The organism is Stenotrophomonas genospecies 5 (genome assembly GCF_054473825.1).
This window is the reverse complement of sequence record NZ_JBTMUW010000001.1, coordinates 3,102,103-3,116,969: the sequence shown is the minus strand read 5'-3', so window position 1 is coordinate 3,116,969 and position 14,867 is coordinate 3,102,103. Positions and strand designations below refer to the sequence as shown.

Below are 14,867 nucleotides of genomic sequence, written 5' to 3'. Positions count from 1 at the left end.
CCGGACAATCAGGAAAACGAGGGTTGGCAGGCAAGCAGCGCGGCACCGCGCGCGCCACCGGCATCGCCGAAGCGCGGGGGCACGATCGGCGGCACCTGCACGCCGTTGAACAGATGGGCAGCGATTGCCGCCGGCAGCTGCTGGTACAGCGGGGTGTACTGCGAGAGGCCGCCACCGAGCACGATCACATGCGGGTCCAGGGCCAGCACCAGCGCAGCGAGGCTGTGGCCGAGCAGGTCGCGGTGGATGTCCAGCGCGCTGCGTGCACGCGCATCGCCGCCTTCGGCCAGTGCGATCACCGCACTGGCATCGACGGCCGCGCCGCCCAGGTGGCGTTCGATCATCGCCAGGCCGCTGCCGGATACATAGCGCTCAACGCAGCCCTGCAGGCCGCACGCGCAGTCGATCAACGGCAGGCCGTGACGCTGCAGCAGGTGGCCCGGCACGCTCCAGTGGCCCCACTCCCCGGCCAGGCCGTTGAAGCCGGACAGCAGGCGGCCCTGCAGGCAGAAGCCGCCACCGGCGCCGGTGCCGAGGATCGCGCCGAACATGCTGGGGTAGCCGTCGGCTGCGCCGCCATGGGCTTCGGACAAGGCGAAGCACTGCAGGTCGTTGCCGAAATGGAGCGGACGCTGCAGGCGTGCCTGCAGGTCGGCCGCCACACTGTGGCCGGTCAGCGCCGGCACGTTGGCACTCAGCTGGCGGCCCGTGCGGCGGTCACGCACGCCGGGCAGCGCGATGCCGATGGCCGCATCGTTGCGGCCCAGTGCGGCGTCGGCGTCGGCGACCAGCGCCACCACCGACCGCAGAAAGCCATCGTAGTCACCCTGCGGAGTGGCCACCCGGCGGCGCCAGGTGACCTGCATCGCCGCATCGCACGCCACCAGCTCGATCTTGGTGCCGCCGATATCGATGCCGTAGCAGGCATGGGCGATCAACTCAGCCATGGTGGATGGTGACACCCTTGACCACGCGGTTCACCGTGCCATCGGGGAAGGGATTGTCCGGGGTCAGCCCCAGCGCGGCCGAGCGCTGCAGTGCGAACAGCTGGCCGAAGGCCAGCCACACCGGCGCCAGCCAGGGATCACCCAGAACCGGCTCCAGGACGGGTACGGCGAGGGTGTAGTCATCGTCGGCACCGATGTCCGAATGCGGGCCGATGGCCAGCACCTGGCCTGCCACACCGTCGCGGCGCAGCTCGTCCAGCAGATCCTGCTCGTAGCGGCGTGCAAGCGGCTGCACGCTGCGCAGCACGATCACCAGGGTGCTGCCATCCAGCGTGGATTTCGGGCCGTGGCGGAAACCGAGCGGCGTGTTGGCCAGCGCCAGCACGCGGCCGGCGGTCAGCTCCAGCACCTTCAGCGCGCACTCGCGCGCCAGCGCTTCCAGCGGACCGCTGCCCAGGTAGATGACGCGGTTGAAGGGGCGCTGTGCCAGCGCGGCCACCGGTGCATCCCACTGCGCCTGGCCTTCGCGGGCCAGCGCAGCGAGCTGCGTCAGGCGCGCCACCCGCGTCTGCCACGGTGAGCGGTCGAACACGGTCAGCGCGGCCAGCAGCATGCAGGTCAGGCTGCTGGTCATCGCAAAGGCGCGGTCGCAGCTGGCCGACGGCATCAACAGGGTGCAGGTATCGGCACGGCCGGCACCGCGCCGGGCCAGTTCGCCATCAGCGTTGCAGGTGATGTCGAGGAAGCGTGCGTCATCCACGTCGCTGCGCACACGGTCCACCGCTGCCACGCTTTCCGGGCTGGAGCCACTGCGGCCGAACGAAACCAGCAGGGTGGGGCGGTCGCGTTGCAGATACAGCGCCGGATGGGTCAGCAGGCTGGTGGTATGCACCACACGGACGTCAGCGGCCCACTGCGCGTTGATCGCATCGGCCACCATCTCGGCGATGAAGCCGGAACTACCGGCGCCAGTGAACAACACGCGCTGATCGGGATTGTCGAGGCGGTCGCCCAGGAAGGCCTGCAGGCGTTCGCGGGCCTGCAGCAGATCCTGTGCAAGCGCGTCCCACAGTGCTGGCTGCTGGGCGATTTCAGTAGCGGTATCGGCTCCGCCCCGGCGCTGCCAGGCGGACACATCGGAAAGCAGGGTGACGTCCATTCGGAGGTTCCAGTTGGGCCATCGCACGATCTGTGTTTTCTTTCGAAATGTCAAATACCGAAAGCAAAAAGAAAGATAAAGAGCGCTTGGCGTTTCTGACAGACCGCAATCGTCCCAAACGAAAGGAATCGAAAAATGCCGTATCGCACCAAGCTTAACAGGGGAGTGCAAGCGATTACACAAAGTACTGCGCCGCATCACCTTTCGTTTCAGTCGAACTTATCTTACTTTTTGCTTTCCATTTGTTGACATCTTTCGAATCCCTGCCCTAGAGTCGGCCCAACCGCTTTCGAAACGCCCGGTGAACGGGTTGGGAGTCCGCGTGGAAATCTGCATTCGTCGCTCGCCGCTGATGCTGGCCCTGTTGCCGGTGCTGCTGCTGGCGTCCATGTCGGCCCACGCCGAACCCATCGGCAACCTGCGCTCGGTCACCGCCAGCAAGGCGGGCACGCCCGCCTGGGACCTGCAGACCGACACCGGCGCGCGTGTGCGCATCGAACTGCCGGCTGCCGACATTGTCCGTGTACAGGCGGGGCGCAAGGGGGTACTGACCGGAGCCGGCGACAAGGCCGCGCCGATCGTGCTGCCCCAGCCCAGTGCCGACGTGCAGGCACAGCTGGAAGAAGATGCGCAGGAGATCCGTCTGCGCACCGGCGCACTCGTGCTGCACGTACAGCGCCAGCCGCTGCGCCTGCGGTTGGAGCGTCTGGACAATGGCCAGCCCACTGCGTTGTGGCAGGAGCTGCAGCCGCTGGACCTGGATGCTGCACAGAGCGTGCAGGTACTCTCGTCGCAGCCCGACGAAGGATTCTTCGGCGGCGGCCAGCAGAATGGCCGTTACCAGTTCAAGGGACGCGAGCTTGAGGTGTCCTACTCCGGCGGCTGGGAAGAGGGTGATCGACCGAGCCCGGCGCCGATGCTGCTGAGCAGCCGCGGCTGGGGCATGCTGCGCAATACGTGGAGCGACGGCAGCTACGACCTGCGCCAGCCCGATCAGTCCACCCTGCTGCATCGCGAAGATCGTTTCGACGCCTACTACTTCGTCGGTGCCGATCTGCCGGCATTGATCGAGCGCTACACGCAGCTGACCGGCCGCCCCAACATGGTCGCGCGCTGGGCGCTGTCCTATGGCGATGCCGATTGCTACAACGACGGCGACAACGCGAAGAAGCCGGGCACCGTGCCCGAAGGCTGGAGCGATGGCCCGACCGGCACCACGCCTGACGTGGTCGACAGCGTGGCCAAGCAGTACCGGGCACACGACATGCCCGGTGGCTGGATCCTGCCCAACGACGGCTATGGCTGCGGCTACAAGCAGTTGCCCGAGACGGTGAAGGGTCTGGCCGGATACGGCTTCCGCACCGGCCTGTGGACGGAGAACGGTGTCGACAAGATCGCCTGGGAAGTCGGCAAGGCCGGCAGCCGTGTACAGAAGCTGGATGTGGCCTGGACCGGCAAGGGCTATCAGTTCGCGATGGACGCCAACCGCCAGGCGTTCAATGGCATCGTCGACAATTCCGATTCGCGTCCCTTCCTGTGGACGGTGATGGGCTGGGCCGGCATCCAGCGCTACGCGGTTGCCTGGACCGGTGACCAGAGCAGCAGTTGGGATTACATCCGCTGGCACGTGCCGACCCTGGTCGGCTCGGGATTGTCCGGCATGGCCTATGCCAGTGGCGATGTCGATGCGATCTTCGGCGGCAGCGCCGAGACCTACACCCGCGACCTGCAGTGGAAGGCCTTCACTCCGGTACTGATGGGCATGAGTGGCTGGTCGTCGAACGCGCGCAAGCACCCGTGGTGGTACGACGAACCCTACCGCAGCATCAACCGCGACTATCTGAAACTGAAGATGCGGCTGACGCCGTACATGTACGGGCTGGTGCACGACGCCGCGCAGACCGGCGCGCCGCCGGTGCGTGGGTTGATGTGGGATTACCCGCGCGATCCGCATGCGCAGGACGAAACCTACAAGTATCAGTTCCTGCTGGGCCGCGATCTGCTGATCGCACCGGTCTACCGCAGCCAGGCGGCCAGCCGCGGCTGGCGGCGTGACATCCATCTGCCGGCCGGTGGATGGATCGACTACTGGGATGGCCGCCGCGTGCAGGCCGGCGCCGAGGGCCGTCAGCTCGACCGCCAGGTCGACCTTGCCACGCTGCCGGTGTTCGTGCGCGCCGGGGCCATCCTGCCGATGTATCCGTCGATGCTGTTCGATGGCGAGAAGCCACTGGACGAGGTCACCTTCGATCTCTATCCGCAGGGCGATTCGCAGTACACCCTGTACGAAGACGACGGCAACACCCGCCGCTACCAGCAGGGCGAATCGAGCACGCAGCAGATCCGCGTGCAGGCGCCGGCACAGGGCAGTGGCCCGGTCCAGGTGCAGATCGCGGCCGTGCAGGGCACCTACCAGGGCCAGCTGGCGCAGCGTCGCTACGGCCTGCGCGTGTTGAGCCGGCAGGCCCCGCGCGCAGTGCAGGCCGGCGCCCGTGTGCTGCCCGCGCTGGCCGACGCGGCAGCCTTCAACGGTGCCGACGAAGGCTGGTATTTCGATGCCCGTGAGCGTGGCGGCACCGTCCATGTGCGTACCGCCACGCAGGATATCCGCCAGCCGCTGCAGGTGCAGCTGGACTTCGCCGTGACCGCCGCCGCTGCGGACGATGCTTATCCGGCCGCGCCGGTGCTCGGCCGCGAGCTGCCGGCCGACAGCCTGCTGGTGGTCAACCGCCCAGCGGAAGAGCCTGGCCATCCGCTGGAGAACGCGTTCGACGATGACCCGGCCACCTGGTTCCGCAGCGTGCGCAACCAGGCCGTGCGCACCGGCGCCCACGAATGGGTGGTCGGCTTCGGTGAGCGCCGGATGATCGACGGCATCGAGTTGGCGCCACGCAACGACAAGAACTGGAAGCATGGCCAGGTCCGCGACTACGAGGTGTACCTGGGCGACAGCAATGGCGAATGGGGCGAGCCGATCGCCCGGGGCCGGCTGCAGTTGAAGGAAGGGATGCAGCGCATCGACTTCCCCGCACACGCCGGTCGCCTGCTGCGTTTCCGGGTGCTGAGCGTGCAGAACCCCGAAGGTGACGGCGCCAGCAGCACCGACCCGATGGTCACTGCGGCACAGGGCAGCGCCCGCGCGTTCGACGCGTTGCAGCCACGCGATGTCGGCCCGATCGCGCTGTCCACCTTCCACATCCTCGAGCACCAGGAACCGGAGCGACCGGCCCGGCAGCGCTATCTCTCCGAGCTGCCGGTGCCGGCCGCGCTGGCCAGCCAGGTGCGCGCCGACCAGGCGTTCCGTGGCGAGGCCGGCATGCGCATGAACGGCCTGCAGTTCCGCCGTGGCCTGGGAGTGGGCGCGAACAGCCGCATCGACCTGCGTCTGCAGGGCGGCTGGCGCCTGCTGCGTGCGGATCTGGGCATTGATGATGCCTGCCGCAGCGCAGGCGGCCTGCAGTTCCAGGTCTGGGGCGACAACCGCCTGCTCTACGACAGCGGCCTGGTGAAGGCGCCCGGCGTGGTCAAGCCGGAGCTGGACATCCGTGGCCTTACCACCCTGAGCCTGCGCACGCTGGGTGCGCAGGGCAGTCAACCCGCCCAGGTCTGTGCCAACTGGGCCAACGCCGTGCTGATCGGCCAGGAGGGCGACTCCGCCAGCATCGTCGCCCCATGACCCCTTCGTAACACCGCTCCTCCCCCGCCCATACCGACTGCGGCCTGCTGGCCGTGGCCCGGGAGCGTTTTGCCCGCTGATCCACATTCGCGCCGCACCCCTGCCAGGAGAGAACCCCGATGTTGCCCGCACGCTACCGCCGCCCCCCCTGTCGCACGATCGCTCCGCTGACGCTGGCCATTGCCGGCGCGCTGCTGTCGGTCGCCCTGCCTGCCGCTGCGCAGGACAGCAAGGACAACGCCACCGACCTGGCCCGCATCGAGGTCACCGGCTCCAACATCCGCCGTACCGATGTGGAAACCGCCTCGCCGGTCCAGGTCATCAGCAAGCAGGACATCCAGAACATGGGTGCGCGTACGCTGCTGCAGGTGCTCGACAACCTGCCGGCTGCCCGCCCGGCGCAGCAGGATTCGCGCTCGCTGTTCACCGGCTCCGACGGTGCCTCGCAGGCCAATCTGCGTGGGTTGGGCGCACAGGGCACGCTGGTGCTGCTGAACGGTCGTCGCCTGTCGTACTACGGCGCGCCCGCCGGCTTCCAGACCCAGTTCGTCAACATCGATGCGATCCCGGCTGCCGCCATCGAACGCATGGAAGTGCTCACCGATGGTGCTTCGGCGGTGTACGGCACCGACGCCGTGGCCGGTGTGATCAACGTGATCACCAAACGCAACTTCCAGGGCGCGGAGATCAACTTCACCAACGATACGTCATCGCGCATCGACTCCTACGGTGAGCGCCAGGCCAGCATCACCGCCGGCTTCGGCGACCTGGCCGAGAACCGCTTCAACATCTACGGTGCGGTCAACATGTACCGCCGTGACGCGATCCCGTTGCGTGATTTCTACGACAAGCGTCCCGAGCAGTACTACGTCAACAATCCCAATTACCTGACGAACCTGCGCCTGGGCGTGGGCAGCAAGCCGGGTGAGTTCAACCCGGGCAGTTACTTCGCCTTCGATCCGGTCACCGGCCGCCGCGTGCAGGAGGCCGCACCGGGGTGCAAGAACGTGCTGCAGGGCGAGGCCGCCGGTCCGCGTTGTGTCTGGGAGACCTGGATGAACAACGAGATCGACGCCGGCGCCAAGTCCGAGCGCAACACCGCCTACCTCAATGGCACCTTCCTGGTGGGCGACTCGACTGAAATCTTCGCCGAGGCGACCTACACCGACATCGATCTGCGTGCCAATGGCGGTACACCCCGCAGCTATGGCACCACCACCGGTAACCCGACCAGCTGGTTCTCCCGCGATACCGGCACTACGGTCAACCAGTTCCTGTATCCCTACCTGGGGCCGAACAACGAGTACAACCACGCCAGCCCTGAACTGAAGGCGATGATGGGCGGCGTAGTTGGCCTGCAGTACCTGCTGCAGGATGCCGGCGCCAACTACTTCGGCCAGCGCAACACCGACAAGAGCTACCGCGTGCTGACCGGTGCACGTGGCAACATGGGTGACTGGAACTGGGAAACTGCTTTCGCCACCGCCGGCACGCACTCCACCACCTACCAGACCATCAACGTCAACCTGAAGGGCTTCGAGAAGGCCTTCGGCCCCTACTCGGTGGATCCGGGTACCGGGCGGGTGATCATTTCCGACCATCCGGCATACAAGTTCGGTGAGATCAGCGAAGCCAACGCAGCGCTGATCCGCGAGGCGTTCCCGACCTTCGACATCCAGTCCTGGACGCGCCTGCACACCCTGGACGGCAAGATCGAAGGCCCGCTGTTCCAGCTGCCGGCCGGTGAGATGCGCGCCGCGTTCGGCTTCAATGCCAGCCGCGAAACCTTCTACACGCCGGGCAATGCCGACGCAGCCGCCGGCCTGATCACCCAGCAGGGCGGCTCGTGGTTCGACGGTGCGCGCAACACCTATGCACTGTTCGCCGAAACGGTGGCGCCGATCACCGACAAGCTGGAACTGGATGCCGCGGTCCGCGTGGACAAATACCCGAACTTCAGCGCCAACGTCGCACCGAAGATCGGCTTCAAGTACCAGGCATTCGATCAACTGATGCTGCGCGGCACCTATTCGACCGGCTTCCGTGCGCCGAGCCTGGCCGAGTCCGGCAGCGGTGGCGTGTTCGCCCAGCTCGGTGGCTACCGCGATGAGGTGCGCTGCGCCGAGACCAACGCGATCGCCGACCTGTTGCGGCAGTCGCAGCGCGCCGGTGACGTGGACCTGGGCAAGAGCCTGGCCAACGTCGATTGCAGCCGCACCGTGGCCCGCATGACCCAGCCCAACCAGGACCTGAAGCCGGAGAAGGCCAAGATCGCCACCTTGGGCTTCGTCTACGAGCCGGCCAGCTGGCTGTCGGTGTCGGCCGACTACTGGTTCATCTACCGCAACAACGAGATCGTTGCCCCGGATTTCAGCCGTGACACCGACATCATCTCCTCCACCCGTTCGCCGATCACTGATGCCGATCGTGCAAATCTGGCCCAGCTGGCGGCGATGTGCGCCGACCCGGCCAGCGGTGTGAGCTGCCCCTCGGTCCTGCCCGGCTACAGCGTGGGCAACGTGGCCAGCGTGGTCGGCCAGTACAAGAACCGCGGCAAGACCCTGGTCGACGGCTTCGACGTGGACGCACGCAGCCGCTTCTCGCTGGGCGAGTGGGGCGGGCTGAACGTGGGCCTGGCCGCCACCATCGCCAATCGCAACCGCTACTACATGGATGAGGAAAGCGGCTGGTACTACGGCGACGTGGTGGGCTACTACAACAACCCGCGCCTGCGCGCCACGCTCAACGCCGACTGGACCTACAAGCAGGTGACCACCAGCATGTTCGTCAACTACGTGGGCGGTACCAAGTGGGCCCGTGACCGCGTGGATGAGGTGGATAACAACAAGGAGACCTGCACCGCCGGCTACCTGGCGCTGCAGGCCAGCAAGTGCGACGGCGCGCCGTCCTGGTGGACCGCCAACCTGAGCGTCACCTGGCGCCCCGACGACGCCTGGAACCTGAGCTTCACCGTCAAGAACCTGTTCGACCGGCTGCCGTTCTACGATCCGAACAGCTTCCTGGGTGACTCCAGTGACTACGCGACGATCTTCGGCCGTGGTTACAGTGTGACCATCGGTTATCGATTCAAGTAAGCAGGTTCGAGTGATCCAGCGCGCCGGTTGCGGCCGGCGCGCTTCCAAGAGGAGAGATGTTTGCCATGAAACGCAGGGAGTTCATCGCGGCCAGTGCCGCCGTCGCCGCCAGCAGCCTGTTGCCACAGACCCCGGCCTGGGCGCGCGGGCGCACGCTCCGCCTGGCCATGATCGGTACCGGCATGCGCGGCCAGGTGCTGTTGAAGGAGCTGGTGCGCCGCGACGATGTCGAGGTCATTGCACTGTGCGACATCGAGCCGATCATGCTGGGTCGTGCCGTGGACATGGTGACCAAGGCGGGCAAGCCTGCGCCGAAAACCTATGGCCAGGATCGCGACAGCAACGCCTGGAAGCGCCTTCTGGAACAGAAGGGCATCGATGGCGTGATCATCGCTACGCCGTGGGAATACCACGCGCCGATGGCGATCGCCGCCATGCAGGCGGGGGTGGCCGTAGGCTGCGAGGTGGTGGCCGGCATCACCCTGCAGGACCACTGGGATGTGCTGAAGACCCAGCTCACGACCGGCACGCCGTACATGCTGCTGGAGAACGTCTGCTACCGCCGCGATGTGATGGCCGCCCTGCAGATGGTGCGACAGGGCCTGTTCGGCGAGCTGGTGCATCTGCAGGCCGGCTACCAGCACGACCTGCGCGGGGTGAAGTTCAACTCCGGTGATCCCAGCCAGCCTTACGACAGCGGCGTGGAATTCGGTCCCAAGGGCTGGAGCGAGGCGCGTTGGCGCACCGAGCATTCGGTGGAGCGCAACGGCGAGCTCTACCCCAGCCACAGCATCGGCCCATGCGCGATGTACACCGGCATCAATCGCGGCAACCGCTTTACCCATATCAACGCTTTCGCGACCAAGGCACGCGGCCTGCACGAGTACACCGTGGCCAAAAGCGGTGGCACCAGCCACCCCAGCACCCAAGTGAAGTTCAAGCTGGGTGACATCGTGACCACCACGCTTGCCTGCGAGAACGGTGAGACCATCCTGCTGCAGCACGACACCTCGCTGCCTCGACCGTATTCGATGGGCTTCCGCGTGCAGGGCACCAAGGGTCTGTGGATGGACGTCAACCACTCGATCCACATTGAAGGCCGCAGCCCGCCGCACCAGTGGGAAGAGTTCAAGACCTACCAGGATCAGTACGAGCACCCGCTGTGGAAGCAGCATGCCGACACCGCGGCCAGCGCCGGTCACGGCGGCATGGACTGGTTCGTCATCCATGCGTTCGTCGAGGCACTGAAGGCCAAGGCGCCGATGCCGATCGACATCTACGATGCGGTGACCTGGAGCGCGATCACCCCGCTGTCCGAGCAGTCCATTGCCAATGGCTTCCAGACGCTGGAGTTCCCTGACTTCACCGCTGGCGCGTGGAAGCAGCGCAAGCCGATCTTCGCCTTCGACGGCACGTACTGATCCGTACACCCACGGTAGCGCCGGGCCATGCCCGGCGTTGCTGTGTGGACCGGTGTGCTCGCCCCTGTGGCGCTGGGCCTGCGCTCGGCGGCTGCCGGCTTCCAGTTCTTAGCGTGGAAGATCAGCGGCCTGCTGATTCTGGGGCCGTGCCGGTGGGCCAACAATCGATGGCCTGAGCAGGGAAAGATGGCGCGCCCGGAGGGATTCGAACCCCCGACCAATGGCTTCGGAAGCCACTACTCTATCCGGCTGAGCTACGGGCGCGTTGGGTGCTGCTACCGCACCAAACTTTGGTGCGGTCCCGCTATTCTATCCACTTTCCATGGATAAATCTTCCCACCTTGCTGGCCTGGATGGGGAGGGCGGCTGCGAGGCTCAGGAGATGGCGGCACCGCGGGCGAAGATCGCTTGATGCAGGCGGGTCAACTGGGCCCTGGTCCAGCGCTGGAAATCCGGCTCTACGAAGCGTGCGATGGCCCAAGACAACACTAGAACCAGCATGCAAGCCACCCCTAGCGCCAGCATCGGCGAGGCTCCCTGGGTCACCAGCAAGCGCATCATCACCAGACCCAGCGTAAAGTGCAGCAGGTAGATGGGATAGGACATCAGGCCCAGCAAACGTAGCAGAGAGGCCATCCGAACCGACACGTGCTGTCCGATGCGCGCGCCATAGCGGATTGACAATGGGATCACGGCGGTGAACACCAGGAAGGCCGCGATAGGTATCCAGGGTAGCCGCATGGCCATTTCCTCCTGACCGATCTCCGCCAACGCCTCGGCGCGTGGCAGGGCGGCACCTACGTAGATCTGGAGGCAGCACAGCACCAGCGTGGCAATGGCGAAGAGCGCATTGATGGCCCGCAGGCGGCCGACGGATGCCAAGTAGAAGTAGATGCCCATGGCGAAGAACACGCCATGCCAGGCCAGCAGCTGACGCTTGCCGCGCGCAAGACCGATCAACGACGACAACCAGTCGATGTCAGTGGCGTGGAACAGACTGGCGACGATAATGGCCGAGCCGCTGTACAGCGTTAGGAAAATAGCAAGCAGGTCAATGCGGTGGATGCGTCGACTGAGAATCATTAGGCCAACCAAGGCGTAGAAGATGATCTCCAGTACCAGCGTCCAGTACACACCCTCCATCCATGGGGCCTTCGGCAACAGTAGCAGCGAGCCAACGTAACGACGTAGCAGTTCGCTACCGGAGTACAGGTCTCCAGCGATACACACCAGCAAGGTGATCGTCGCGCAGATCCATAGCGTCGGATACAGACGGGTGATGCGACCGATCACGAACTGGTGCAGTGATGCCTTGGCCGCCGAGTGGGTAATTACGAAGCCGGAGATCACGAAGAAGATCTGAACACCAATATAGCCAAACCATGCCCACGACATCTGCGGGATGCTGTAAAGACCTTCGTGAATGAAGTACCCGTTGCTGCGCGGTTGCCAAGTGGAATACCCCAAATGGTAGATCAGGACCAGCATGGCCGCGAAGAAGCGCGACATATCAACCAATGGGTAGTAATTCTTCTGCATTTCCAGATGTCCGCCTGCGGAGTAGGTGCTCAGTGTGCCGTTAGGCCCAACCGCTGCTTGAGCTTCCGGGATAGGTATCCATGGAAATATGCGCGGATTTCGGAGTCGTCGATTTGCGGGGAACCGCTTGCGCGGGCGCTCCAGTAACCGCCTAGGTAATCACGGGCATCGGCGAAGCGACCATGCATGACAAACTTGCCAAAGCGTACTAGCGCATACGTCAATGTGTTGCCGCGGAAGTGGGCCGAACCGCCGTAATAGCGCTGCTTGGAACGGGCGCCGACTTCACGGGCTTCAAAAGTGGCCTCCTTTACGACACGAGCTTCCCAGCCATCGATCTCGGCGCGTGCCAGCGATAACGTATCAGCCGATGGGCCTATGATGTAACCGGACTGAACCATGCACGCACCGCGCCAAAGACGGCAGCTGCCCCGCACCCAGTCAGCAGCGTGCATAGAACGCCTGTCGGTTCCAGTATCACGACTGATTCCGCTGGCTATGCCCAACTTGGGGTTGCGATCAAAAGCTTCGATTAGTAGACGATAGTAGTCCGGCTCCGGAAAGCTGTCCGCATCAAGAATGCCGATGAGATCCTCATTTCCCAATTCCACGCTGCCGCGGATTTCGTCGAAACCACGTGACACGATGCGGGCGTACTTTTGACCGAGTGCGTACTCACCGGATTCGGTGTCTTCATTGAGCACGATGAGTTGCTCGACGTTGGCGGGCTTGGCCAGCGTCTGCAGCAGTTCGCGTGAACCGTCTGTGGATCCGTTTTCCACGATGACCCACATGGCAATGGCGGTATCCTGTGCGGCCACAGCTGCATACAAGTCAGGGATATTGTCTATCTCGTTGCGTAGTGGAGTGCTCAGGAAGATGCGGCGGCTCATTTCTGGGCCTCGGTCAGTGATTTGAGCAGGAATAGGTTCATCAGAATCGGGAACATCACTGGTGGGGAGATGATGCTGTTGCCGGTCAGCATCGGGCCGAACAGGATGACCATGGCCAGAGCCACTGGGCCTGCCTTCATGCAGCCGCGAGCGAGCAAGGCGAGGATCAACAGGCTCCCGACGACGCCATACTCGATGAAGAGACGGACGAAGTCCGAATGCGGATCCTTGGAAATGAAGTCAAATACACGGTTGCCATCACCGGTTGAGCCACCGCCCTGACCAAACAACACGATGGCCGAGCCGCTATCAAACTGCGCTTCAATCATGGCGATCCAATAGGACATGCGCCATGCGAAAGAGGAGCCTTGGTTACCGAACTGGTGGCTGCGGGCCTTCTCGACGATCAGGTCAAGATCGGACACTGTGATCTTTTCGAGCGCGTATTGGCCAAGGGGAGTCTGAAGTGCCATCACTACAGCCACTACAGCCATCGCTGCATATACCAAACGCGTAACGCTGAAGCGGAAGCTAAGGAAAATCATCAGCACGCCGGCCATGAATACGAACAGTGCGCCCGAGCTCTTGGATGCCACCAGCATGCCAAGAGCTGCGGCCAGGAAGACGTAAAGGCCACGTGGGCTGTATAGCCGGCTGAAGTGCAGATACAAGAAAGTGATCAGCACCGTTGCACACACATAACCCAAGTGGTTCGCATGCGGCATCAATGAACGGTAACGGTAGTCACCTGATAGAAAAGCGCCCGTTGCCAGATCAAGCGCGAACGGCAACAGTAGGAAGGCGAGGAAAAGCATCAATGTAAGTGCAATTTCCTGCACCCGTAGGCGATGTAGCGCATAAGCGAAGATCGCGAATGTGACGAAGCGCACTGCTTCCTGTGACTGTGCCAGGAAGGGCACCAAGGAGGGGAACAAGGCGCGGACGAGCACATAGGCGGCGATCAGGTAGAAGGCCCCGGAAAACCAGCCAACATTGAGTCGTCGCCGCAGCAGGCTGCCGTTGGCCGCCGCGAACACTATGGCAGCCAGAATGCCTAGCGAGTTGTGCAAGGTGGCTGCCACGAGAACCAGCAGCATGCCACCCACGTGTCCAATGCGCAGACCTTTGGCGCTGGGTGGGGCGACGGCGAATGTGCCGGACAAGCTACGGTTCATGGCGTGTCAACTCCACTATCATTGCCGAAAATCAGGTCGCGCAGGCCATTGATGAACCGGGCATCGGCATGAGGGGGCAACACTTCGCCGAGGGGGGCGCTGGATACTAGCTCATGATAGGCCGCATCGAGTTCATCGGCCTCCTGAATGAATCGCAGGAACGGACGGTCGGCAAGCTTGCGGGCCGTGGCCAGCTGGTGGTCATTGCGATGTTCGCCCAATGCGAAGCGGCGTGGCATCAGAATGGCGGGTTTGCCATAGGTCAGCGCAGAGATGATGGTGCCCATTCCCGCATGGGAAATGATGCAGGAGCAGGCCCTGATGCGCTCTTCAAAGTTTGCTTGGCTGATAAAACGCTGGTGTTTCAAGGTGGTCGGTATATAAGACGATGTACCAATCTGCGCGAAGCCTTGGATCCCGGAGCGTGCGGCCCAAGCATCGACGATACTCACTAGGCGGTCGAAAGGCAGCTGCGTGCCGGTGGTAAGGAAGATCACAGCACGGCTCCCAAATAGCGTGGCCCATCTTCGCTAGCTAGTTCCGGCCATTGCGTCAGCCAATGGTCGGCCCACCGGGCGACCTTCCGTCCAGCCAAGGAAAGCTCCTCGGCATTGGCGATGCTGTCTATCCAAATAGTGCGTGCCCCTAGTATTTTGCCTATCACCACAGCAACAAAACCAGGCGCGGCCCCAGTGGATATCACTACCTGCGGACGCTCACGTAGAAGTACTCGAAGCACCTGCAGGGACATCATGCCCAGCTTGATCTTACGGCTGAAATTGGCATCGATAACCGTATGGCAGCGATGATTGCCGATCGCATGCGGCGCGGGCTCCTGGGTTGTCACGAACACTACCTCAGCTCCCTCGAATGCAGGCGTGAGCCGGAGTAGTTGTACCCAATGTCCGCCTGCAGAGGCGACAGCCAGAATCTTCATGATGATCTTGAATGTTTCACGTAAA

The 14,867-nt window shown here is 63.9% G+C and carries 10 protein-coding genes and 1 tRNA gene; 3 read left to right on the top strand and 8 right to left on the bottom strand.

What is annotated here, in order from left to right; translation table 11 throughout:
- Positions 1–8: 8 nt before the first annotated feature.
- Both ACX9OW_RS14290 and ACX9OW_RS14285 read right to left on the bottom strand, forming a co-directional pair.
- The gene (locus ACX9OW_RS14290; protein ID WP_053518015.1) at positions 9–947 is read right to left on the bottom strand and encodes an ROK family protein; all 939 of its coding nucleotides are present in this window, start codon (positions 945–947) and stop codon (positions 9–11) included.
- Positions 940–2,106, bottom strand: a complete 1,167-nt coding sequence (locus ACX9OW_RS14285; RefSeq protein ID WP_065174327.1) for an SIS domain-containing protein — start codon at positions 2,104–2,106, stop codon at positions 940–942. The genes ACX9OW_RS14290 and ACX9OW_RS14285 overlap by 8 nt, the downstream gene beginning before the upstream one ends.
- Before the next feature lie 322 nt (positions 2,107–2,428).
- Between ACX9OW_RS14285 and ACX9OW_RS14280 the strand changes: the two genes are divergently transcribed.
- The 3 genes from ACX9OW_RS14280 (at position 2,429) to ACX9OW_RS14270 (ending at position 10,298) form a co-directional block, all read left to right on the top strand.
- The gene (locus ACX9OW_RS14280; protein ID WP_111187222.1) at positions 2,429–5,782 is read left to right on the top strand and encodes a TIM-barrel domain-containing protein; all 3,354 of its coding nucleotides are present in this window, start codon (positions 2,429–2,431) and stop codon (positions 5,780–5,782) included.
- Positions 5,783–5,901: 119 nt separating this feature from the next.
- Positions 5,902–8,877, top strand: a complete 2,976-nt coding sequence (locus tag ACX9OW_RS14275) for a TonB-dependent receptor domain-containing protein (RefSeq protein ID WP_065181474.1) — start codon at positions 5,902–5,904, stop codon at positions 8,875–8,877.
- Positions 8,878–8,942: 65 nt separating this feature from the next.
- A complete protein-coding gene (locus tag ACX9OW_RS14270) occupies positions 8,943–10,298 on the top strand; it encodes a Gfo/Idh/MocA family protein (protein WP_065174515.1) in 1,356 nt (451 codons plus the stop codon).
- A gap of 187 nt (positions 10,299–10,485) precedes the next feature.
- Here ACX9OW_RS14270 and ACX9OW_RS14265 read toward each other — a convergent pair.
- From ACX9OW_RS14265 to ACX9OW_RS14240, 6 genes are all read right to left on the bottom strand, one after another.
- Positions 10,486–10,562 (bottom strand) — tRNA-Arg (locus ACX9OW_RS14265).
- A gap of 111 nt (positions 10,563–10,673) precedes the next feature.
- Positions 10,674–11,837 (bottom strand): acyltransferase family protein, encoded by a 1,164-nt coding sequence (locus ACX9OW_RS14260; RefSeq protein ID WP_053518179.1) that lies wholly within the window; start codon positions 11,835–11,837, stop codon positions 10,674–10,676.
- A 29-nt stretch (positions 11,838–11,866) separates the two neighbouring features.
- The gene (locus ACX9OW_RS14255) at positions 11,867–12,730 is read right to left on the bottom strand and encodes a glycosyltransferase family 2 protein (protein WP_111187224.1); all 864 of its coding nucleotides are present in this window, start codon (positions 12,728–12,730) and stop codon (positions 11,867–11,869) included.
- On the bottom strand, positions 12,727–13,827 hold the full coding sequence (locus tag ACX9OW_RS14250; protein ID WP_459062416.1) for an O-antigen ligase family protein: 1,101 nt from the start codon (positions 13,825–13,827) through the stop codon (positions 12,727–12,729). The genes ACX9OW_RS14255 and ACX9OW_RS14250 overlap by 4 nt, the downstream gene beginning before the upstream one ends.
- A gap of 74 nt (positions 13,828–13,901) precedes the next feature.
- Complete coding sequence (locus ACX9OW_RS14245; RefSeq protein ID WP_459062415.1) at positions 13,902–14,402, bottom strand: glycosyltransferase; 501 nt, start codon at positions 14,400–14,402, stop codon at positions 13,902–13,904.
- Complete coding sequence (locus ACX9OW_RS14240; protein WP_459062414.1) at positions 14,399–14,842, bottom strand: hypothetical protein; 444 nt, start codon at positions 14,840–14,842, stop codon at positions 14,399–14,401. The genes ACX9OW_RS14245 and ACX9OW_RS14240 overlap by 4 nt, the downstream gene beginning before the upstream one ends.
- Positions 14,843–14,867 lie beyond the last annotated feature (25 nt).

Coding starts and splice junctions, on each gene's coding strand:
- ACX9OW_RS14290 (WP_053518015.1), bottom strand. CDS start 947: ATGGCTGAGTTGATCGCCCATGCCTGCTACGGCATCGATATCGGCGGC.
- ACX9OW_RS14285 (WP_065174327.1), bottom strand. CDS start 2,106: ATGGACGTCACCCTGCTTTCCGATGTGTCCGCCTGGCAGCGCCGGGGC.
- ACX9OW_RS14275 (WP_065181474.1), top strand. CDS start 5,902: ATGTTGCCCGCACGCTACCGCCGCCCCCCCTGTCGCACGATCGCTCCG.
- ACX9OW_RS14270 (WP_065174515.1), top strand. CDS start 8,943: ATGAAACGCAGGGAGTTCATCGCGGCCAGTGCCGCCGTCGCCGCCAGC.
- ACX9OW_RS14260 (WP_053518179.1), bottom strand. CDS start 11,837: ATGCAGAAGAATTACTACCCATTGGTTGATATGTCGCGCTTCTTCGCG.
- ACX9OW_RS14255 (WP_111187224.1), bottom strand. CDS start 12,730: ATGAGCCGCCGCATCTTCCTGAGCACTCCACTACGCAACGAGATAGAC.
- ACX9OW_RS14250 (WP_459062416.1), bottom strand. CDS start 13,827: ATGCTGCTGGTTCTCGTGGCAGCCACCTTGCACAACTCGCTAGGCATT.
- ACX9OW_RS14240 (WP_459062414.1), bottom strand. CDS start 14,842: ATGAAGATTCTGGCTGTCGCCTCTGCAGGCGGACATTGGGTACAACTA.